Here is a 23,088-nt window from a genome sequence, read left to right as displayed (position 1 = left end):
TTATATTTTGGAGAGGGAACAGGGAACAGGGAACAGGGAACAGATAAGGAATACAGAGATTTTTCTTTTTTCCAAAAATGTTAAATTAATTTTGCTCAGGTACTTATATCTAGGTTTTTGGTTTCTTCAGCAAGCCCTAAATACAAGTAAGCAAAGGCACAAAATGTCAAACTTTACATTTGTCAATTTCATACCTGAGTTCGGCAATGCCAAAAATTGAAGTTATAATAGGCTGTGATCGCTATTTCTTGTAGTGCGGGCATCTTGCCCGCAAGAATTATACTGTTACGCAGCTAGATCCAATAATCCTAATATTGTTATTTCTTGTAGTGCGGACATCTTGCCCGCAAGAATTATACAAATTAAATGCACAACAGCTTATCCTATAAATTCTGAAATTCTTAGGACTTACGCATTTTAACGAAACCTAGGGGTTTGAGATTGCTTCCTTACGTCGCAATGACAGTATTTGAAGTAGGTTTTGCGTAAGTCCTAATTCTATCCTAAATTCTATAAATTCTGATTCAGATAAATTTATGACTCGTAAAAAAATATTATTAGAAAGTCAATCCTACACTTTTCGATCTTACTTTGAAATGCCCTATGAAGCTGATGAAATATTAGCAGAATTGGGCTATTCTTTAATAAGAAGACATATTGATTTACCTAAAAGTAATCATCCTTTACAAAGACTAGAGGAATTAAAACAACGAATTGAAGAATCTTTACCTTTAGTAAGTTTAAGTAGTGAAACAGCAAGACGAGAAACCCTAGTAGCACCAACATTATTAGAAGTTGCTCGCTATTGTCAATGTCAAGTGAGAATTGAATACCCATTGTCTGTAAATAACTGGTTAAAGGGTAATTTAGATTATTTTCTCAAACATAATCCTAGTTTATTGGTAGTTGAAGCTAAAAATGATGATTTAACACGAGGTTTTACACAACTTGCTGTAGAATTAATTGCTATTTCTCAAGTGGAAGAAGGAGATGTTTTTTATGGATGTGTTACCATTGGTGATGCTTGGCGTTTTGGAATATTAGAAAAAACCAATCAGCAAATTTTTCAGGATATTTCCTTGTATCGCATTCCTAATGATTTAGAGGATCTAATGAGAATTTTGGTAGGAATTTTGGCATAAACTAAATTTTCTAAGTTTACCTAATAAATTTGTTAAGACTCACATTAAGTTTTATGCAGGAAAGAGATTTTAAGAGGCATTTTGTGTAAGTCCGGTTCTAATTCAAATCTTCTAACTTAATTCTTGGATCTGCTGCTTTTAAAATCAAGTCGGCAATTAAATTACCAACAATTAATAATACTGCACTCATTACCAAACTGGCCATGACTAAATATTGGTCTTTAGCTAAAACAGCTTGTAGGGTTAATTTTCCTAAACCTGGCCAATTGAAGAAATTTTCTGTAATAAATGCACCACCTAATAAACCAGCTAATTCAAAACCCAATAAAGTAATTAATGGGTTAATAGCATTTCGCAAAGCATGAACATAAATAACTCGGTTTTCTGGAAGTCCTTTAGCGCGGGCAGTTTGAATATAATCTTGGCGCAAAACATCCAATAATTGACCCCGCATAATGCGTTGTAAACCAGCAAAACTGGTAATACTCAAAGCAATTAATGGTAAAACTGAATGCCAAGCAATATCAAGAATTTTACCTAACCATGTCAGTTCTGCATGATCAATACTCGTCATATTACCAACGGGAAAAAGTGGGGTAGTTAATTGGGCAAAAAATAGTAAAAATAAGACAGTGATAAAACTGGGGATACCTTGACCAGCGTAACTGACTATTTGTAAAATCTGGTCAGTTCTACGATTTTGTTTTACAGCAGCGAGAATACCCAAAGGAATTGCGATCGCCCATGTTATAATCAGGGAAGCGATCGCTAACAATAACGTCGCTGGAACTCTTTCCCATAACAAAGAAGATACAGAACGTTGATAAACAAAACTGGTTCCAAAATCTCCCTTCGTGAGAATTTGCTGTAACCAAAATCTAAACTGTTCTGGCCAAGACTTATCTAAACCAAATTGCTGTCTTATTTCCTCAATTCTTTCTGGTGAAATTTTGGGATTCTGCCTTAAAGTATCTACATAATCCCCTGGAGAAAACTTCATGGCAAAAAAAGCTAAAGCAGACGCTAAAAAAATTGTTAATAGTGCCTGTAAAAGCCTTTTAATTACATAAATAAAAGTTTCACTTGTTATCAGTTTTATCAACCACCGGGTGTTTGTCTCCAAGGAAATTTTTGTATTCGTCATTCGATTTTGGATTTTAGATTTTGGATTTTAGATTTACCCCAAGGGTTATATCATTAAGGAATTATCAGTGATTACTGAGGTTGTTAATTATTAATTGGTAATTGGATAATATAGCAATCCTACCCCAATTATGAGAAAATACGTAGATAAAAATCCCTGTTTTATGAGCATTTGAGCCTTGTTGAACTCTCACGTATCATTTAGGATTGCTATATCCTTTCTCATAAACTCCTGACTCGGTGACTCCTGAATACTGACTAATATTCCACCAAAGAAATAATCGGGACATCAGGTAAATGTTTCCGTCCTTGTAAATCCCGTAACTCGATAATAAAGCCAAATCCTACCAGTTCACACTCAATTTTCTGCACTAACTTAGCTGTTGCTTCAGCAGTGCCACCAGTGGCAATTAAATCATCTACAATCAGAACTTTACTACCTGGTACTAAAGCATCCTGATGTACTTCTAATGTATCTATACCATACTCTAGTTGATATTCAATCGCATGAACTGCTGCTGGTAACTTGCCTTTTTTGCGAACAGGAATAAAACCAGCACCTAATTTATAGGCCACAGGCGCACCAAAAATGAACCCCCGCGACTCCATGCCAATAATATAATCCACCTCAAGTTCAATTTCTGAGCATTTTTGTGCTAAAAGGTCAATAGTATAACGCAATCCTACCGGATCGCTTAGTAGAGTAGTAACATCTCTAAATAAAATCCCAGGCTTAGGAAAATCCGGTATATCACGAATTAGCGATTTTAAGTCCATATTTGTGAGTAGTTAGTGGTCAACTAAAAGACAAAAGGCGAAAATTTTTCCCTAGAGAAACAAAAATCCTACCCTATAATGTCATAACCTGGAAACTGGAGCTTTTGGTTTATTATTTATTGACGATAACCAAAAATTTTAAAATTTAATCTATATGGAAACATTTGGGTAGAAGAACTAAGTAATGTATATAATTGAACTGCAATATCGCGCATATCGCGCCAGCGATGAGTGACAATTACTATTTAGTAATTGAGGATTGAAATGAAATGAAACATTGGAAACGCATAAGGTATTTTCTAGAATGAATGTCTCTGCTAGTGTCACATCTTTCAACAGCCCAAATTCCTCGGGAACACCGATGATATTGGATACTTTACCAGATCCAGCGATCGCTGGACAGGTATGTCCAACGAGAACCAGATTAGAAATAGACCTGATTTTACTAGCCATTGAAGCCTTAGAACTGGGCGGTTCTGAAGCCATCCTGTCCTTTGCCGAAGAACTAGACCTGAAAGGAATCATCAAAAATCGGGTAAACCTATGGCGGATGCGCGCGTCTAACCCCATGCGGAGAGCGCATAATCGCCGTTCCTTAGATATTTTAGAAGCTAAAGCCCTAGTAGTTATCGCTTGCTACATTGCTCGACGGTTAACAGTTGTCATCCGCCAACTACTAACCATATACCAACAATTAGCCGACAAACAGATTCCCCCAGAACAAAATTTAAGATTAGCCAATTACCTAGAAAGATTTAGAGCGCATTTTAAAAGTCGCATGAATTCCCGTCGTTCCGGTTTATTAGCATTAACTTCTGATGAAAAATTAGATGAACTAGCTATAGAGTTATTAGGAAAATTACTATTCTGTACAGGTACAGCCGGAATGCAGCGCTACTGGATTTCTCTTTTTGATGGTGAGGTAGAATAAATAAAAATGAATATCCAACGTAAATATAGTTTGCCTAATTGTACCCTGCTTTTAGAAGGGTTAACCGACATGGCGCGGACTGCCAACTTTCAAGAACTGCGTCCTGAACTATCTATATTAGTTAATGCAGAATGCCATTTATCTAATTACAATCAACCCATTAGAGGCGGCAGAGAATTTTTTGAAAGTTTGGTTAGAGCCGTCAGTGTCTATGCCCAAGAAGTATTAAGTAATATACCTAATCCCCAAATCCAAAATCATGACTCAGAGCTAGTTAAATTTCAAAAAATTGATAGCAACAAACACAGATTAATTGTTCATAGCGAAATTACATCAGATCAACAGACAGAAAACAACAACCAAGAACAACCCCTGCAAATTATCCTTAACACAGTCCAATTATTTGACCTGGTAGAAGCAGTAGATCAATTTTTTGCTGACAGCCAGACTTTACCAGAATTATGCCTAGAATTACATCCAGTTACCCGTAGTTATGCTGGTTCAAGTCAAGCCCTAATTAAACAAGCCATCCCTGCTACCATCGGTGTATCTAGTCTAGCCGCAGCCGCAGTAGCATTTAGCCTCATTCCTGCGCCTCAAGTCCGCCCACCAGAAGTCAAACCAGAAACCCAGTCTAGTACAGCGACACCCACACCCACAACTACACCCACAACTACACCCACAGAAACTGCAAGCCCAGTGGGAATTCAAGATTTAGAAGCACTGTTAAAAACAGTTCCAGAAATCAGAGATTCATCACAATTATGGGCATTAAATCGCCAAATTTATAATCAAATTGATCCAGCTTGGAAAACCCGATCCGAACTGCCAGAGGACTTAGTTTATCGTTTAGGTGTGGCTGGCGATGGTAGTATTGTTGGCTATAAAGCCGTAAATCGAAAAGCTAGTGATGCGATCGAAAAAACACCATTACCTAAACTGCTTTATAATCCTGCAAATCGCATTCCTAATGAACCCATTGCTCAATTTAAGGTCGTCTTTACACAAAAAGGCATTTTACAGGTTAGTCCTTGGGCTGGATACCCAGAGAAACCAAAACTAATGGGTGAAAAAATCACTGACCCTGGCAAAATCGAAGATTTGAATCAAAAACTCTATAGTAAAATTCGTCAAAATTGGAGTATTACTCCTACCTTTTCTAGTGAATTGAAATATCGCATAGCCGTCAATGAAGAAGGTGTCATTGCTGACTATGAACAACTTAACCAAGTTGCTTTTGAGCATTTTGAAGAAACGCCTTTACCGCAGATGTTAAAATCTGTTTACGGATCAAACGTTATCCCCATTGGCAACAAAAAACCTCTAGCGCACTTTCAAGTTGTATTTACTCCCAAAGGTGAATTACAAGTTACCCCCTGGGAAGGATACAGATAATAGTAGCTTGTTGACAATTGACAGTTGACTGTTGACTGTTCCCTGTTGACTGTTGACTGTTGACTGTTGACTGTTCCCTGTTGACTGTTGACTGTTCCCTGTTGACTGTTGACTGTTCCCCATTCCCTGTTCCCTGTTCCCTGTTCCCTGTTCCCTGTTCCCTGTTCCCTGTTCCCTGTTCCCTGTTCCCTGTTCCCTGTTCCCTGTTCCCTATTCCCTGATAACAAACCTATTTAGTAATTTTCCCCATATAATTGCCCCATAGTTGTGCTGCTTGGGCGCTGCTGCCAGATGTAGGTGAATTATTATCATTACCTAACCAAATACCCGTAACGAGTTGACGACCGGGAATAAAGCCAATAAACCAGAGATCAACATTATCATTTGTTGTCCCAGTTTTACCTGCTTCCCCTAAACCAATAGCCGCACTACGTCCTGTACCATTAGTAATTACTCCTCGCATTAAAGTAGTCATTTGATTAGCAACTTCTGTTTTTAGGGCTTGTTTATTGCCATTTGGATCTTGATCGAAGGAATAGACAACACGACAGGTTTGTAAATCTTTAATATCTTTACAATCACTACTATCTAAAATTCTACTGATAGCATGGGGAGGATTCCAGATACCACGATTACCAATTGCGCCAAAAGCACCTGTCATTTCTAAAACATTCACTCCACTTTGACCTAAAATTAAGCCTGGAACTGCCTCAAGCTCAGACTTAATACCCAACCGTCGCGCCATATCCACGACTTTATTTAAGCCAACTTCCTTGGCTAACCGTAAGGCAATGGGATTTTCTGAAAGTGCTAACCCAGTAGCGATATCTAAGCTACCACCACCACTGCGACAGGGTTTATAGGTAAAACCTTTCCAAGTAAAAGGACTACAGGAATAACTTTTATAGGGAGAAAATCCCTGTTCAATGGCCGCTGTGTAAGCAAAAATTTTAAACGTAGAACCTGCTTGTCTTTGGGCTTGCACAGCCCGATTAAACTGGCTTTTTCTGTAATCTGTTCCCCCGACCATGGCCAAAATACTTCCAGTTTTGGAGTCCAGAGTCACCATTCCCCCTTCAGAAAAACCCAGGTTTGCGCCATCTTTAGCAATAGAATTTTTTAAAGCCTTTTCTGCTTGCGCTTGAATAGAAGGGTCTAATTGGGTTTCAATTATATAGTTACCTTCTCTAGTGGCTTCTGGTCCCAAAATCGAGATCAGTTCTTGAAAGACATAATCATAAAAATATGGGGCAATGGTTTTGGCCTGTTGTTCACAAACTTTAGGACTAATTTGCACCGTAGAACGACGGGCGCGGTTTGATTCCTCTGTGGAGATTTTGCCCATTTCTCGCATTCGCTTAATCACTCGATTGCGATAGTTTGTAACGCTAAGTTTGCGGGGGCCACTGCCACAAAAATCAAAGGCATTGGGAGCAGGTAAAATAGCCACTAGAGTGGCGGCTTCTGCCAAAGTTAATTCTTTGGCTGATTTGCTGAAGTAATATTTAGCAGCATCCTCAAAGCCAGAAGTATCTGCACCCAAAAACACCCGATTTAAGTAAGTGAGTAAGATCTCATCTTTGCTGTGGAAGGTTTCCAGTTTAAGAGATACGACGGCTTCCTTGACTTTCCGCTCTAAAGAGTCTTGATTACCCACATATTCGCGGAATAAACTGCGGGCTACTTGTTGGGTAACTGTACTCGCGCCTTGTTGCACATCACCGCTACGGGTATTAATCAGTAAGGCTCGCAACACACCCAAGGGATCTACCCCGACGTGCCAATAATACCGACTATCCTCAGAGGCTATGACTCCGGCTGCTAAATAGGGGCCAAAGTCCTCTAATTTCTTCAGGTCTGTGTGAGTGATATTTCGCGGTTCACGTAGTGGAGTTGAACCGTCACCTGCATAGACTACTATGGGGGCGCGGGTGGCTGTAGGTAGAGGTGTGACTGAAAATTTCAGCCATTCTACACCTATGGACAAAGCAAATAGAGTTGTTACACCACCAACACCATAAGCTAGATAGGTGAGATATTGGATATACCAAGCAGGTGGATCTATGTATTGCAGACGTACAGAAGCGGCTAGTTCTGGTGGTCCCAAGGTGAGAACATCTCCATGACGGAGTTCTAAAGCATTGATTCTGCGTTTGCCCAGATATATCCCATTGGTAGAGTTTTCATCCTTAATGGTAAAAACAGGGGTATTTTGGGAAGAATCCCGCGACAAGGAAAGGTGAATTTTGGTGACAACTTGGTTACGAACGACGATATCACAGGAAGAACTACGTCCGAGAATATAGCGATCGCCCAATAATGGATATTCTTCTGCCTGACTTGCCCCGGCATCATATACCATTAATTTCGGTACTTTGGCATTAGGCTTGAGTGCTAACTTGGTAAAATCAACTCTGGCTTGAATGGTATTTACTGCTTGAGTTATTTGACCAATAAAGGTTTGTGGCTTTTGCGGAGGTTGGGGTGAATTCATAAACAATTCAAAATTCAAACATCAGAATCTAATTTTTTAATCTTTAGTTCCACCCTTCGTGCGAGGCAGAAGGCTTCAGGGCAGGAGGCAGAAGGGAAATTTTTTAATTAAGAATAAAGCTTTTTACCTCAACCATTTGGGTTTAAGTCCCCCGCCAAAATCTTGTGTTTTAGTGGTCTTCAATGAGAGGTAGGTTTGAATCCTCCTCTAATTGTCCTCCTGTCTCCTTTAATTACTGGGTGTTTTTTGCCAGGACGCAATTAACAAACAGACAATTCCCATACTAATAAAAGAATCCGCCATATTAAATATGGCAAAATTAATCAGCCGAAAATCAAGAAAGTCAATGACATATCCTAATCTAAATCTATCTACACCATTGCCCATTGCTCCTCCTAAAATCAACCCATAACCCAACTGATCCCAAAAACTTAACAAAGGACCTGACAATGCCACGGTAATTAATACTAAACTTACACCTAATGATAACCAGCGCAATAACTCGACTTTGCCGCTTAATAAACTAAAAGCTGCACCTGTATTAGTAACATAAGTGAAATGAAATATACCATTTATTATAGGTAGTGTTTGAGAGAGAGCAAAGGTATGTACTACCCAATATTTTGTCAATTGGTCGAATAAAAGTGCTGTTAAAGCAGCCATCCAGAAGTAGCGATTTTTTATACGCATGATAAATTGGTCAGTTGTTTCGTTGTCGGTTGTCGGTTGTCAGTTGTCAGTTGTTTTTGTTTGCCACTGACCACTGACCAATGACTAATGACTAATAAAACATTATATGTCGTAGGACATAAGCCACTACAGTTACAGCACAAACTATTACCAGTTGTCCTGGTAGGGGAAAGCAGGAGTATTTGAGGATCGCTTGGATCAGAGACAGATTTTCTGTTCCTTTCCAGGGCAGAAAAAAACTGATAATTAAATAAGCAATTCCGCAGATGTGAACCGTAAACAAGCCACAAATACAGCTAAAAGCCAAACTTTCTAGTCGGGGTCTAGCTTTAAAGGCTAAATAACCACAAATCCAAGCTCCAGGAATAAAACCCAACAAATAGCCAAATTGGGATAGTTTAACATAACCAATACCGCCGCCTTCTGCAAATACTGGCAATAAGGTTAATCCCATCACTAAATAGGCAATTTGGGACAATGCCCCAGCGTTTTGACCTCCTAAGCAACCTACCAGCAGCACTGCACCAATTTGATAGCTTACACCCAATGACAGAGTTTGAATTCCGTGCTGACTCCAATTCCAAGGTAAGGTAACACCATAAGCTTCCAGGAAAGTACCACCCATTGTTAGGAGCAAGCCTATCATAGACCATAGCAGTTGATTTGAGGCAACAAACATTTATTAGGCGCAAGGGAAAAGCAACAGAGAGAATTAATAGCAACAAGTATAGGCGAATTCAAGGGTTATGCCATTGGCAGATCATACAATAGCCAAGAAATAAGAAGAGCTTGGCCTATAAATCTTTTATCTACTGCTAGGAGGGAACTAGAACAATACAGTAGAACCGCATAGATTTAATTGTCAAGGTACAGATTACCCTTGGGCAGTTAGGTTTTTAGACAGGTTGATTACCTTTCCTGGGATAATTAGTATAACGCAAGTCACTGGAGGAAGATAGCCTCTAGTTGGCTTACCCTGCGGGAAGCAAGCTACATCCCTTGCCTAAAGGACAGTTAAGTTTTTTCGTCTAATTTTTGATAGCTAAGGTTAGTCCGTCTGCTATGGGAACTAAACTCAAGGTAATTCGGGAATCTTGATGTAATTTACGATTAAAAGCCCGAATTTTGTTAGTTTGATTATCCTGTATTTCTAGATCTGCAACTTTACTAGACCACAACACATTATCTATGGCAATTAGTCCACCAGGACGAATTAATTCAAGCGATCGCTCATAATAATTTTCATAGTTACCTTTGTCAGCATCAATAAAGGCAAAATCAAAAGTTCCTGCTTCCCCTGCTGCTAATAAACTATCTAAAGTTTCCAAAGCTGGAGCAATATGCAAATCAATTTTATCAGCGACTCCCGCCTGTTGCCAATAACGCCGGGCAATACTAGCATACTCTTCACTGACATCACAGGCAACTATTTTACCGTCAGCAGGTAAAGCCAAAGCCACTACTAAGGAACTATAGCCAGTAAATACACCTATTTCTAAAGTCTTTTTTGCTCCCATTAGTTTTACCAATAATGCCATAAATTGCCCCTGTTCAGGAGATATTTGCATTCTGGACATTGGTAACTGGGAGGTTTCCTGACGCAGTTGAGTTAAAGTGATGGGTTCGCGTAGGGAAACTGAAAGTAAATAATCATACAAGTTTTGTTCTAAGCCTATTGTTTGTTTTGACATAAAAATCTAAAATCTGGTTTTATTTTCTACTTCTTGACTATCTCGTTTACGCTTCAGCCTAATATCATCTCCCTTCTTTTTATATACAGCATATTTCATTCAAATGAGGTACAACCATAATCAAACTTTTGTGGTGCGGGTATCTTGCCCGCAAAATGTGTACCTCATACCTTCACAAACTGCTCTATGATTTGAGCGATCGCCTGATGGGGTGACGAAATCCTTTTAACCAACTATGCAGCAAGGGGTTTGAAAGTTTGCGCCATGAAAAAGTAAACATCATATTGTGGGTGTGGGTTTATTGATTCCATGGGTATAATATAAAAGTCCCAAATAAAATTTCAACATCTCCTTTTTCTCTGCGCCTCTGCGGTTGGTTAAAATAAATAATATCAAATAATATCATGATGACTCAATTGGAAAAAGCCCAAGCTGAATATGAAAAGTTTCCTGAAGAGTTTAGCAGCATTATTATTAGTACCGTAAATAAACAGGGAATTCCTAATGCTAGCTATGCTCCTTTTGTGATGGATGATGCAAAAAACATCTATATTTATGTGAGTGGACTAGCTACCCATACCCAAAACATTCAAGATAATCCTCATCTGAATGTTTTATTTATTGATGATGAAGCTAAAACTAAACAAATTTTTGCGCGTCGGCGGTTAAATTTCGATTGTACAGCAACTTTGATAGAAAGAGAAACAGAAAAATGGCTGCAAATTGTAGATAAATTTGCAATTCGGTTTGGAGAATTGATTGCCACATTACGCAGTTTACCAGATTTTCGGATTTTGCAACTGACACCCCATAGCGGACGTTTTGTAATTGGGTTTGGGGCTGCTTATAATATTAATGCTGATAATATAAATCAACTTGTCCAAATTACTAAGGATTCACTTTCATAATTATGCTGCAATTTCAACCTCCAGGTTTTGGGAGTAAATTCATTCACACATCTTTAGGTGCAATGGTTTACTATACCCAGGTTACCGCACCTTGGGAAAATGCCAAAGATCAAGATTTACCACCATTATTATTTTTACATAATTTTGGAGGTGGTGCTTCTGCTTATGAATGGTCGAAAATTTACCCAGCTTATGCTGGACAATATCGAATTTTAGCCCCAGATTTAATTGGTTGGGGAAAATCTGCTCATCCGGTGCGAGATTATCAAATTCACGATTATTTAACTACGATTATTGAGTTTATTCATCAAACTTGTCATCAACCTGTAACTGTAGTAGCATCTTCTTTAACTGCGGCTTTTTCTATTCGTCTTGCTGTCACTTATCCTGACTTATTCAAAGCTTTATTTTTAGTTTGTCCTTCTGGTTTTAATGATTTTGGAGAAGGTGCAGGAAGAAGATTACCACTTTCTTTAATTAATACACCTTTGGTAGATAATTTAATTTATGCTTTGGGTGCAGAAAATGAAATTGCAGTTAGGAATTTTTTACAAAGTTTTCTTTTTGCTAAGCCAGAAAGAGTAAATCAAGAAATGGTAAATGCTTACTTAACTTCTGCACAACAACATCAAGCTAAATTTGCAGCTTTGTCCTTTTTACGGGGAAATCTTTATTTTGATTTGAGTTTATATATTCGGCAAGTTCAAGTTCCTACTGTAATGTTGTGGGGTGAAAAAGCACAATTTACCAATATGCAATTAGGACGACGGTTAGCAAGTTTAAATCCTGATGTTATTAAAGGTTTTCACGAAATACCAGACACGGGAATACTGCCACATTTAGAAATACCTGCGGTGGTGATGGGAATTTTGCAAAAATATAACAATCCTCTTTAATTTCGTGAACATTGCAATATTCAGATACCCGACTTCTCAAAGAAGTCGGGTATCTTATTTTTCTTGTTATTCTATTTTTTCAATCATAACTACTCTATTAGAATCACGTTTTGCTTTGCCTTTATTACATAGTAAAGTAACGGTTTCATTCATTTTTAACCTGATTTTATCATTGAATTTACCAAGGCTAAATAAAGAGGCAATTGCCCTATAAAGATCCTCTTCACCAATTGACAAAGATTGAGATACAATCCACTCTGCTGCTACTGCTAGTTCTTCTACAGGAATTTGTTCTATTCTCCGCTTTCTATTTTCAATTGGTTGTCGTGCAAATTGTAAATTTTCCCATTGTTTTTTTGAAGTCCATAGGAAATCTTGATGACACCATAATTGTTTTTGTTCAACAAGTTGATTCACTTGATCAGTAATACGTTTAGTAAGTGCTTGGGAAACTTTACTGAACGACCAACACCGAGCTACAAAACGTACAATGTCTGTAATTAAAATGGGGGCTTCAATTTCTGCTATAGATAAGATTTGTTGTTTAATTATAGGTGTTGCTTCGTCATTATAAATTAATTGATTTTCTGTAGTTACAATTTTTAATACTGCTATTTGGTAAGGGATTATAGGAGTAGCAAAGTTAGTATTTTCATGAGTTTTTTCTACAAATGTTTTTTCGATAGATGAACTTTTAATAGAGTTTACTTCAGGAGGTTCAATTACTAATGATTTTAATTGATGCAAATTTGATGTGAGAGATTTATCTGTTTCAACTTGATTAGTTTTAACAGTAATTTCAGTATTTGTAGTATCTTCTTGATCAAATTCTTGAATTGCAGTTTCTAATGCTTGTTTTAATCTTTCTAATTCTTGTTCTCGTTTAAATTGCCAATCGAGTGACCAAATTCTATGTATGCGCCAATTTAAACTTTGTAATACTGATGGACGCACACCCTCCCGATCTTGTACAGTAGCGGCTGATTTATAAGTTTTTCCATCAGTTTCAATACCAAGCACATAAACATCTGATTTATGAGGATGAAATACAGCTAAATCAATACGATAATCTCCACAACCAACTTTGCAATTAACGGTATAGCCCATATCAACTAAGGCTTGATAAATTTCCTGTTCTATACCACTATCAAAGTCGTTAGTTCTTAAAAACTGAGTGGCTTTTGATGTACCTAATTTTTCTGCAAATTCCAGAAAATCTTTGAGGTGACTAACTCCAATTGCATTGGTACGTTTTAAATCAATTTGGGAAGCAGTTATTGTTGAAAAAATACGTAAACATAGACGCGCACGAGTGAGTGCAACATTAAGTCTTCTTTCTCCACCCACATTGTTTAAATTACCAAATTTCATGGACATTTGACCATGTTGAGTAGGAGCATAACAAATACTAAATAAAATTTCATCTCGTTCATCTCCCTGAACACTTTCTAGATTTTTAACAAAGACGTATTCACTAAATTCTTTATCAAAATGTGGTGCAATTTCTGGATATTTAGCACAAGCATTTTCTAATAATTGATCAATTACTTCTTTTTGTGACAAACTAAATGTAATTATGCCAAATGTGCGTTCATGTCTTTGATAAGTTCGTAATTGCTGCACTAAAAATTCTACCAATACTCTGGCTTCTCGTTTATTTGTTCTTTCTCCTGGTTCATAAAGTCCATCAGGAGTGTGATGCCATTTTAAACCCAAGGAAGGATTAAAACTATTTGCGGTTGGGAAAATAGTTAGTTTACCATCATAGTAATTTCTATTACTAAAATCAATTAAAGTTTCATGACGACTGCGATAATGCCATTGCAGCATTTGTTCGGGAAATTGACTAGCGATCGCCTCATCAAGCAAACTCTCTAAATCTACAATATCATCTTCATCTGTGATAGAATCACTATTATTTTTACCTACTGAGCAAGTTGGTGGCATTTGTTTAGAGTCACCCACTATAATAACTTGTTTTCCTCTAGCGATCGCCCCAATTGCATCATGAGTTTCTAACTGGGATGCTTCATCAAATACAACTAAATCAAACTGTGTACCATCAGCAGGTAAATATTGAGCCACAGATAAAGGACTCATAAAAAAACAAGGTTTTAATCTCGGTAAAAGATTGGGAATTTTTTTAAATAAAGACCTAATAGATATATGTCCTTTTTGTTTCTGGTTTTCTTTTTTAATAATCCCTATTTCTGAACCCTCAAAAACTACATTGTTTCCAGGTAGTTTTTCTGCTAAATTAGCACGGATAAAATCTTGACACAGTTTTAAATATCGCTTTTGTAATTGACGGAATTTCTCTATTTTTTGTGATTGTTCTCCACCTTCAAAATTACGTAATACAGGTTGAGTATCAAAATTTTTCACAAACCAAGGTCGCAGAATAGATTTTAACAAAACCTTGTGAATATCTTCTAATTCAATCTCTCCCTGATGATGAGCTTCTACTAATGGGTTAAGATGATTTTGTGCTAATTCGGAGCAAATTTGATTGTAAAGACACCAATTTGGAAAATCTGATTTATGAAGACTGAGTTGAGTAATTAAATTATGCAACTGGTCAATAAAATCCTGACTGGAACTGGCAATAATTTCATTTTCAGTCTGTATTTTTGCCATGAATTGATTTAAAGTTGATTCTAAATCATGAAAACTCTGAATCAAATTATCTGTTATATCTTGTATTTGTGGATAGTTAATAACCTTTTCGTTAGCTCTTGATTTGATTTTTTGAATGATCTGTATTAAGTCATTATCAAGAGTAAGTATAAAATTATAAAAGCGATGGCTTCTTTCTATTAATCCTTGTAATTCACTGACATTGTTATAATCTGGTTTCCAAATAGGAGCAAATAATTTATCAAGTTTTGGCTTTTGTTTTTGCAGATTTTCATTTATTTTTTTTAATTCTAAAGCTAATCGCAAATCTTGAATAATTTGTTCATTGTCAGGTAGTTTACCTTTAGTAAAAGAACGGAGAGAGAAACGGGGAATAATTTGTAAAAACCAACGTAATAAAGGAAAGGATTTCTGAACTTTTTCAAAGGTTTTTAACTGTTTTTCTAAATCGCAAGTATATATTTGCTCATTCCAATGTTGTGCTAATTGAGTTTGATGTTTTAACATCTGACGTGAGGACTGTAAATAACCATTAGTAAATTGATAGATATTCAACCATTTTTCTTGATCAAAAGCTGCGACATAAATTCCCCCCGCAGCTAAATCAAGTCCTATTTGTGGTAATTGTCGTAATAAATTTAAAGAAGGTTTAATATCTATTGATAAAGTTGTCAAAAATGCCGTTAATGCTTTGTCTAAATTAGATAACTTGGCTTTTAGTTGATTCAGAAAATTACTGATTTCATCTTGTAGGGATAAACTTGATTCACAACAATTACTAATTTTCCAAGGATTTTGATCAATAGCACCAACTTTTTTGGCACGGATCACATATTGATCTAGTAAATTACTGAATTTTTTTAACTGCGCTTGAGTTAAATTATCTATATCTATTCCTGATAAATGGATAGATTCAATATTTTCTAGTTGTGTTAATTCTCCTAAAACTCCATAGAGAGAATTACCAATAGGATATTGATGATGCAATATTTGAGGATAAGTAGCAAGTTGTTGTTTAATTTGTTCTAATTCTTCAATAATTTCTGCCAAAGGTACATTAGATAACCGTTCTTGATTTAAAGATGTTGCTAAAGAAGTAATAACTTGTTTACGGTTAGCTTTATCACTATGGAGTTCTAAACAAAAATCACCTAATCCTATTTGATTTAAACGACGTTGAACAACTTCCAAAGCTGTCATTTTTTCAGCTACAAATAAAACTGATTTACCTTTAGCTAAAAAAGCAGCAATTAAGTTAGTAATAGTTTGTGATTTTCCTGTTCCTGGTGGTCCTTGCAGTACAAAACTACGTCCTTGTAATGCTGCATAAACAGCAGAAAGTTGAGAAGAATCTGCATCAACTACCATTGGTATTTCTGACATTGGAAGAGTATCCAAAATCTGAGGTTGTATTTCTCCCACAGGATCAGCAAGAGGTTGTAAACCTCCCATAGCAATATGTTGAACTAGGGGATTTTTCAACAAAATCTCTGTATTATCCTGCAAATCTTTCCATAGGAGGAACTTACCAAAGTTAAAAGTGGTAATTACGACAGCATCTATTACTAACCATCCCGGTTGATTGGCAATAACTTTTCTAATTTCTTGGAAAGCTTTAGTAATATCAAATCCACTTTCGTCTTCTGGAGGTTTAGCGAGAATTTGTATTTCTAATCCATAATCTTTACGGATTTTTTCAAATAAAGTCACATTTCCTAATGGATCGTTATCTCCTAATTTAAAATTAACTCGATAATTACTACGATTAACAGTTAAGTTAATAGGATATAAAAATAAAGGTGCTAGTTGGGGAATTTCCTTTGCTTTTTCTTTATATTGCAGTAAACCTAATGCAATATAAAGGTTACTAGCTCCGGTTTCTTCTTTACTGAGAATCGCTTCTTTTTCTAATATTTTACCTATGGAAGAAAGCCATGTGCTATCACATAAAATAGGTAGTCCTAATCCTTGTACAGCTTGACATTTACCCTGGGATAAATCTGATGCTTTTCTTGCTAATATTTCACTTTCATCACTTCTATTTTGTAATAATTGCTGATTTCTTTGGTCTTTATCATCTGAACCTGGAATAATTTCAATTGACTGACCAGATGCAAGATAATCTTCAAACTCTGGTAGTAATTTATCATGTATATCTAAAATTATGAATGTTTGTTTTTTTATGTTAACCTTTTTCAAAAAGGCTTGATAAGCGTGATTAAGTAAAGCTGTTTCATATTGCCCAATTATTCTTTGTAATTCTTGTTGTAAAAATGGAAATTCTATATTTTGATTAAAACTTTTAACATAAGCATCTAAATTAAATTGCTGACTTAAATTAAAATCTTTTCCTAATATTTTTTCTGTCTTGATACTCTCAAATATTTGTATTAACTGAGCAATTAATTCTGAATCTGTATTTTCTTGAGATTCTTCAATATGGTTATTAATAATACCAGCTAAATAAATTTGAATTTCTTTAATTAAAATTTCTGCAATTAATTTACTAACATCTAAGTTCGCAAGGTTTAATAGTCTATTTTTTGTAGATAAATCTAATAAACTTGCTTTCCATCTCTGAAAGCGTTTTTCTACTGTTTCTGGTAACTTCTCTTTTACTTTTTGTTTGGTAATAGGTTCAACTTCTCCATTCTTTTGAGCTAATGCAGCTTGTTTTAAGATTTGTTTTGCTAAACTGGTAATTTCTGCATGATCAACTTCAGTATTTTCAACTGCTTCCATCCGAATTGGTAAAGGTTTATAGCCATTATTTCTCGCAATGTTGATATCAACTACTCCAACTAAGGGAGTATTATTTAGATAGTTGAAGGCTACATCTATTGCTTGCTGAAAGGAAGGTTGCGGATATTCTGCATAGGAACTGGAGTTAAAAACTAGCAGGTTTCCAGATTGACAAAAGTTAATTAATTTAAATTTATCATCTATAATGAGGTCATGATTACATTCTTCTTCTTGCAACCATACGCCAATAAAAGCATGACCTTCGATTATAACAAATAAGGGATATAAACCCATTTGTTCTAAACAAGAACAAGCTAAAACTGATAGATCAAGACAAGTTCCCATTTGATCTTGTAATACTTGATCTGCAAATCTAATTTTTTGATGACCTTCAAAAGAAGCAGGTGGATCAATATAAGAAATTCCTAATTCTTTAAAAGTTTCATATAAAGCTTTAGTCATTTCATAAACTTTTTGAGGATTTCCTGTTTGATATCCAGGTAAAGAATTATCTCCGGTATTGCTTTTTAAAATTTCCCGTACTTGTTTCAAAACCTGCATAATTACAGGATGATTAGGAGTAACAAAACAAGCCAATAATTCTAAATATAAATCTTTTAAACTATAATCGTTATACGCTAGTAATGTAACTTCTTTTTGATATTTTTTAAGAATCTGATCCTCTTGTTTAACGCTACATTCTAATATAATTCTTTCAGATTCCAATGTTTTCGCAAGTCTACCGGGAGGTAAGTGGATATCAATAACATCAAATTTACACCCCTCTCCTCCATGAAGTCTCGGAATTGGTATATATAATGCTTCTCCAAGATCAGGAGATAAAGCTACTTCTAATATTGCATTTTCTAAAGGTGAAGGATCATTATTCACAATATATACAGGACCAACTAGAGGCACTCCTGACTGTTCAAGTGCGAAACTAAATAAGGGTTTATGTTCTACCCTAAGTTCAAGATTTTGATGTGTCATAGCTGTTGTGGTATCTTTGAGTGAACTAATAAAGATAATTATACAGTAATTCCAGCATTAACTAGGTAGAGGACTATAACCATCCTGTTTAATTTGTGAACCTTGCAACCCACATTCCGCAGATAAAATCCAATTCTGAATAATTATCACGAAAGATTCAGGGTTGTACAAACTTTACTCCAAAAATATTCTCAATAAATGAGATAAATTCCTAATAAACATTTTATAGTTCCTTTGAACTAAAATCCTGAAAACCCTTACCAAACAATGTTTTTGGAGATAATTATTTTTTTATTCTCCGCTTATGCGGAATGTGAGTTGCAATATTCAGATCCCCGACTTCTTTAAGAAGTCGGGGATCTTGTTGTTATAGCATTGCTATATATAAAAAGTGCTGCTGATTTTCTGTTTTCATCTTCGGAGATTCAGCAACGCCCATTTTTTGGATACGCAACACCTAACACTTAGTATTTATACGGCTTCTGTATTCTTTTCTCCTGTCCGGATCCGTATAACTTGTTCAACAGAGGAAATAAAGATTTTACCATCACCGATTTCACCAGTACGGGCTGCGGCGATAATTTTATCCACAACCATATCTACTAAAGCATCTTCAACCACAATTTCCACCTTCAGCTTTTGCAAAAACTCCACAGTGTACTCTGAACCGCGATAGCGTTCAGTTTGACCTTTTTGCCGTCCGAAACCCCGAACCTCGGAAACAGTCATCCCAACAATACCCGCGTTAACTAGGGCAATTTTCACTTCATCCAACTTAAATGGACGGATAATGGCTTCTACTTTTCTCATTTTTTGATTCCTGACTTCTAATAACGTCGTTTATATATCTAACCAGATTCATTGTCTCACACTGTCAATCTAGCCATAGTTGTTTAATTTCAGCCTCATGTATGGAATTTGCACGGTTTTTTCATTGTCTCCAATTATGGACTATTTTCTTGCAAAAGCGATCGCCAATCTGCGATCGCCTGTTCCGTCCACAACCAATTTTGTGACAACTTCTCAACGGTAAAATTCGTGGGCGCATTTTGGATTACCATTTGTCGCAGTTTAATCGCCTCATGTAAATATTGCTGGCGTTTATCACCCGTATGACTTTGAGCCGATTTATATAAACCTAAAGCTAACCCAGCATAAGCAGTCAAAGCCTCCTCATTACCAGCTATTTGCGGATATTTCACTGGGCTAGAATTTTTATTTTCCTGGGGTTTTAAAGCCACATTCAGGGATTTAAACCAAGCATCATTAGCATAATTGAGATTGTTTTCCGCATAGTAGGCAAATCCCAAAGCATTTTTATACACAATAGAATCCGGTTGATTCTCTACCGCCCTAGTCCAATAACGACGGGCATCATCAATACTATACTTATTATTTTTAGTTTGTACCAACTGCCAAGCCAACCGCCCCCGTAAAAAGTTCACCGATGGATTTTCCCCATCCTCTGGACGAATCAAATTTAAAGCCGTTTCTGCTGACCCAAAAGCCCCACGATTGAGTAATTCATCAATGGCATCCAAACCAGCCTTTAAATTGCCCTGAGTTAACTGTGCGGTAGCTGTAGCGGTAACAATACCTGTAGCTGAAGTAGCCAAATTAATCTGAGGATATTGTTGATTTACGGAATTTTGGTTAGGAATTATCGGCATCTCACCAGACCGGGGAAATTGATATTGATACCACCACCAACCTATACCAGCAATAATCGCCATTGCACCCGCACCACCAAGACCATATAACAGCAATGGCGATTTTGTCCGCCCAGAGCCATGACCCTGATTTGGTACAGGTGAAGGTGATAACTGAGGATTGGTCTGACGCTTCTCGATATTCCCTGAAGTCGATGTAATTTGAGTCGGTACATTCCTCCAATCTAAATTTTGCTCAGTTGGGGAAACCTGCATTTGTGACAGATGGGGCTTATCCTCTTGAATGAGTTCCGCCTTCATACTTGGTTCTTCCGATGACTTCACAGAAGAGCGAAGCTCACTCAATAAATCAGAAACCATGGCCGAATCTTGATGATAGCCAGGATCATCATATTCAATTTCATCTACCACATCACCCCAAGTATCTTCCTCCAGCCAGTCTAGACCCGACCGATCCCCATCTAAATTAGGATTGAGAATGTCATCAATCCCTAAACTCATTTCTGGATTATTCCCCACCCCAGTATAGTTATAATTATTAGCTGCTATCCCTGGCTGATATTCACTCAATAACTGCGAGTAGTCAGATAAATTAGCACTTGGCACTAAACAACCATCAAAGTCTCGCTGAAGATACAAAATCGGTAGAGCCCAGTACATTTGTTGAGAACCATAAGCAGAAATTAAGCCTTGACGTACCCGACTCACACACAAATCCAAAGCATAACCCTGATTCAAATTCCGGTAAAACAACTGGGTTAACGTCAGCGCCACCTCATCAGGAATGCGTTCTGACATCGCCAAAATACTTCTAATGCCCCGTTTCACCAAACTTTCTGTTAAATTCCGTTCCGCCGAATCTTCCCCACTCTGGGGTCTAGCCCTATACGCTCCCAAACAGGAGTTAAATACCGCCATTTGAATATTATTATTCACCAACAACCCAGCTAAATCATCCCCGCTGAGAATTTCTGTTAAACCAGTTTTTTTACTCACCAGATAAATTTGTCCACCATTGTCGCCCGCGTTACTATGGCCTGAATAATGAAGAATATGATAATGTCCTTGTTCTAAAGCTTGGGTGAGTTCTTCTCTCCCCGGTTGATCTAAAACCGTTAACTCAATTTCCGGTAGATGATGATTACTATCCGCCATCCTTAACGCTTGGCGATGTAGTTCGGCCTTGAGGTTGATAGCTTCCTGTTTCAGCAAATCCAGCCGTACCAAGTCAGTTGGGGAAGAAATCACCATTAAGACTCTCAGCCCCCGTCCTTCTGACATCTGGGGCAAATTATTACTCATTAACCGGGATGCTGGAGCAATACCACTTTGGTAACGAGCAAAGGTAATATAGGGACCCGTAGCTAAAGGGCGATCGCCCGCGTGCATCACTTCCCACGGCAACCGCGCCAACTTGGTATCCTTCAACCCCAATCTCAGCCGTAGCACCTGCTGGTGATTTTGGGCAATACCTTGAGCAGTAATCCAACTATCTCTCAGAGTTCCTTGAAATAGCGCATTATACAACTCCTGACCCAAGGCCACCAAATTAACAGAGTTTCTGGTCATAATATCCCCCTGCAAAACCAATTGCAAAGGGTCATCCATCAAATGTCCTGCCGCAGCTAACCACTCCGCCACAGGCCAATGCACCAGTTCTTCTGCCAACGGCACCCCAGGTGCAACTTGTTCCGTCCTCACCAGATAGTCATTTTGTCCCACCGGCGTTGCGGAAAGATGAAATTCCTGGGTCACAACTTCTGCTCCATAAAACTTAGACAATGCTGATCAGCACAGCTTGGCGCAACTTATACATTCATATTGAACTTATCGCGCCTAAAAATTGCACCATAATAATTGTAGGTAAAACCTATAAATCTTCATTACTTTTGCAAACCACCTCATCACCAGCTAGTTCCGCTCATATTTTAGATGTATTTTGCCACACTAATGTTTCAATTATGGGTTCATTCTCCATCCATCTTAATCTAGTTTTTCAAGAGCAGTTTTCTGCCCCCTGGCCTTCGACAACTTTATTCCGGATTCTTTGATCCCCGTCCAGAAATTTTTATTGGTAGATGCACCTTGATCTTCAATTCCCCTAGTTGATAACAATCCACTAGGGGTTTTCTTGTTTTTAGGACTTAGGCAACTGACATATTGGTAGGGTGTGGTTCGACAAGCTCACCAACCACATCAGATATCAACAATTTGGTTATTTACATAATTTACGCTGTCTGACGCACCCTACAACAGATTTTTTGGTGTGACACTTGCGTAAGTCCTAGTTTTGATTGTGGCAAATAAAAACGTCCCTGGTTGCCAAGAACGTTTATCAGCATTTTTAAATCAGATACACCAGATTACAAATTAATGAGGTACAGGATCTAAATTCAAAGCCAGGCAGCAAGCTAGTTTTACTCCTGACTTCTGGCTCCTGTTGTATTAAGTAGATGATGTCCTAACAACTAACTCCCCTAACCAGCTACTAGCCACAGAAATTTTTTCGGTATGTGACATAGAGTGATATTCAGGTAATTTTGTCCGGAGCATAAGTTAAAAACCAGGAACAGATTATTGGTAGATGCACCCTGATAACTCAACTCCCCCAGCTGACTAACACCACTGGGGTTTTTTTCTTTTTCTAATTAGCACCACATACATAATTATAGCCATACACCCATTTCTTTCCGGAGCATGATAGAGAACTCCAGAACAATTAGCCAGTAGATGCACCCTGATAACTAACTTCCCCTGGCTGGCTAACACCACTGGGGGTTTTTTCCTTTTCTAGTTAGGACTTGATGAAAAAATGCAAAACCCGGACCAATCAAAGGTTTGGAACGAGTATAGTACCAAAACAAAAGATTTTTAGTCTGAGAAATCAAAATTTTCAAATCCAAAAACTCGTTGAACTCCTGACTCGGTGACTCCTTGATCTCCTTAGCCCCATTTTTTTCCGGAGCATGATAGAGAACTCCA

General features: G+C 37.2%; 15 protein-coding genes. 5 read left to right on the top strand and 10 right to left on the bottom strand.

Features of this window, described 5'->3' with window-relative positions:
- Window positions 1-536: 536 nt before the first annotated feature.
- A complete protein-coding gene (locus CUN59_RS00315; protein WP_104385962.1) occupies window positions 537-1,142 on the top strand; it encodes a hypothetical protein in 606 nt (201 codons plus the stop codon).
- A gap of 97 nt (window positions 1,143-1,239) precedes the next feature.
- Here the strand turns inward: CUN59_RS00315 and CUN59_RS00310 are convergent, their stop codons facing one another.
- A complete protein-coding gene (locus CUN59_RS00310) occupies window positions 1,240-2,286 on the bottom strand; it encodes an ABC transporter permease (RefSeq protein ID WP_104385961.1) in 1,047 nt (348 codons plus the stop codon).
- Window positions 2,287-2,543: 257 nt separating this feature from the next.
- Window positions 2,544-3,062, bottom strand: a complete 519-nt coding sequence (locus tag CUN59_RS00305; protein ID WP_104385960.1) for an adenine phosphoribosyltransferase — start codon at window positions 3,060-3,062, stop codon at window positions 2,544-2,546.
- Window positions 3,063-3,366: 304 nt separating this feature from the next.
- Between CUN59_RS00305 and CUN59_RS00300 the strand changes: the two genes are divergently transcribed.
- Window positions 3,367-3,993 carry a DUF3038 domain-containing protein gene (locus CUN59_RS00300; protein WP_104385959.1) on the top strand — a complete coding sequence of 209 codons (627 nt, stop codon included), beginning with the start codon at window positions 3,367-3,369 and terminating at the stop codon, window positions 3,991-3,993.
- 6 nt (window positions 3,994-3,999) lie between these two features.
- A complete protein-coding gene (locus tag CUN59_RS00295; protein ID WP_104385958.1) occupies window positions 4,000-5,388 on the top strand; it encodes a DUF4335 domain-containing protein in 1,389 nt (462 codons plus the stop codon).
- Window positions 5,389-5,617: 229 nt separating this feature from the next.
- On the opposite strand, the gene CUN59_RS00285 is transcribed toward CUN59_RS00295, so the two are convergent.
- From CUN59_RS00285 to CUN59_RS00270, 4 genes are all read right to left on the bottom strand, one after another.
- Window positions 5,618-7,882 carry a transglycosylase domain-containing protein gene (locus CUN59_RS00285; protein WP_104385956.1) on the bottom strand — a complete coding sequence of 755 codons (2,265 nt, stop codon included), beginning with the start codon at window positions 7,880-7,882 and terminating at the stop codon, window positions 5,618-5,620.
- Window positions 7,883-8,110: 228 nt separating this feature from the next.
- The gene (lspA, locus tag CUN59_RS00280) at window positions 8,111-8,572 is read right to left on the bottom strand and encodes a signal peptidase II (RefSeq protein ID WP_104385955.1); all 462 of its coding nucleotides are present in this window, start codon (window positions 8,570-8,572) and stop codon (window positions 8,111-8,113) included.
- A 91-nt stretch (window positions 8,573-8,663) separates the two neighbouring features.
- A complete protein-coding gene (locus CUN59_RS00275) occupies window positions 8,664-9,251 on the bottom strand; it encodes a biotin transporter BioY (RefSeq protein ID WP_104385954.1) in 588 nt (195 codons plus the stop codon).
- A 349-nt stretch (window positions 9,252-9,600) separates the two neighbouring features.
- On the bottom strand, window positions 9,601-10,263 hold the full coding sequence (locus CUN59_RS00270; RefSeq protein WP_104385953.1) for a class I SAM-dependent methyltransferase: 663 nt from the start codon (window positions 10,261-10,263) through the stop codon (window positions 9,601-9,603).
- A 407-nt stretch (window positions 10,264-10,670) separates the two neighbouring features.
- Here CUN59_RS00270 and CUN59_RS00265 point away from each other — a divergent pair, with 407 nt between their 5' ends.
- Entirely contained in the window at window positions 10,671-11,171 is a 501-nt protein-coding gene (locus CUN59_RS00265) for a HugZ family pyridoxamine 5'-phosphate oxidase (RefSeq protein ID WP_104385992.1), read from the top strand.
- Window positions 11,172-11,173: 2 nt separating this feature from the next.
- On the top strand, window positions 11,174-12,067 hold the full coding sequence (locus CUN59_RS00260) for an alpha/beta fold hydrolase (protein WP_104385952.1): 894 nt from the start codon (window positions 11,174-11,176) through the stop codon (window positions 12,065-12,067).
- Between the two features lie 66 nt (window positions 12,068-12,133).
- Here CUN59_RS00260 and CUN59_RS00255 read toward each other — a convergent pair whose 3' ends face one another.
- From CUN59_RS00255 to CUN59_RS21620, 4 genes are all read right to left on the bottom strand, one after another.
- The gene (locus CUN59_RS00255) at window positions 12,134-18,436 is read right to left on the bottom strand and encodes a PDDEXK-like endonuclease domain-containing protein (RefSeq protein WP_104385951.1); all 6,303 of its coding nucleotides are present in this window, start codon (window positions 18,434-18,436) and stop codon (window positions 12,134-12,136) included.
- A gap of 471 nt (window positions 18,437-18,907) precedes the next feature.
- Window positions 18,908-19,246, bottom strand: coding sequence for a P-II family nitrogen regulator (locus tag CUN59_RS00250; RefSeq protein WP_104385950.1), 339 nt, complete (start codon window positions 19,244-19,246; stop codon window positions 18,908-18,910).
- 134 nt (window positions 19,247-19,380) lie between these two features.
- A complete protein-coding gene (gene hetF / locus CUN59_RS00245) occupies window positions 19,381-21,861 on the bottom strand; it encodes a cell division protein HetF (protein ID WP_104385991.1) in 2,481 nt (826 codons plus the stop codon).
- Between the two features lie 1,007 nt (window positions 21,862-22,868).
- The coding region (locus tag CUN59_RS21620; RefSeq protein WP_207765340.1) for a hypothetical protein at window positions 22,869-23,088 on the bottom strand (220 nt) is incomplete at its 5' end.

The organism is Cuspidothrix issatschenkoi CHARLIE-1, from assembly GCF_002934005.1.
Classification (GTDB): domain Bacteria; phylum Cyanobacteriota; class Cyanobacteriia; order Cyanobacteriales; family Nostocaceae; genus Cuspidothrix; species Cuspidothrix issatschenkoi.
This window is presented reverse-complemented; position numbering and strand designations above follow the sequence as displayed.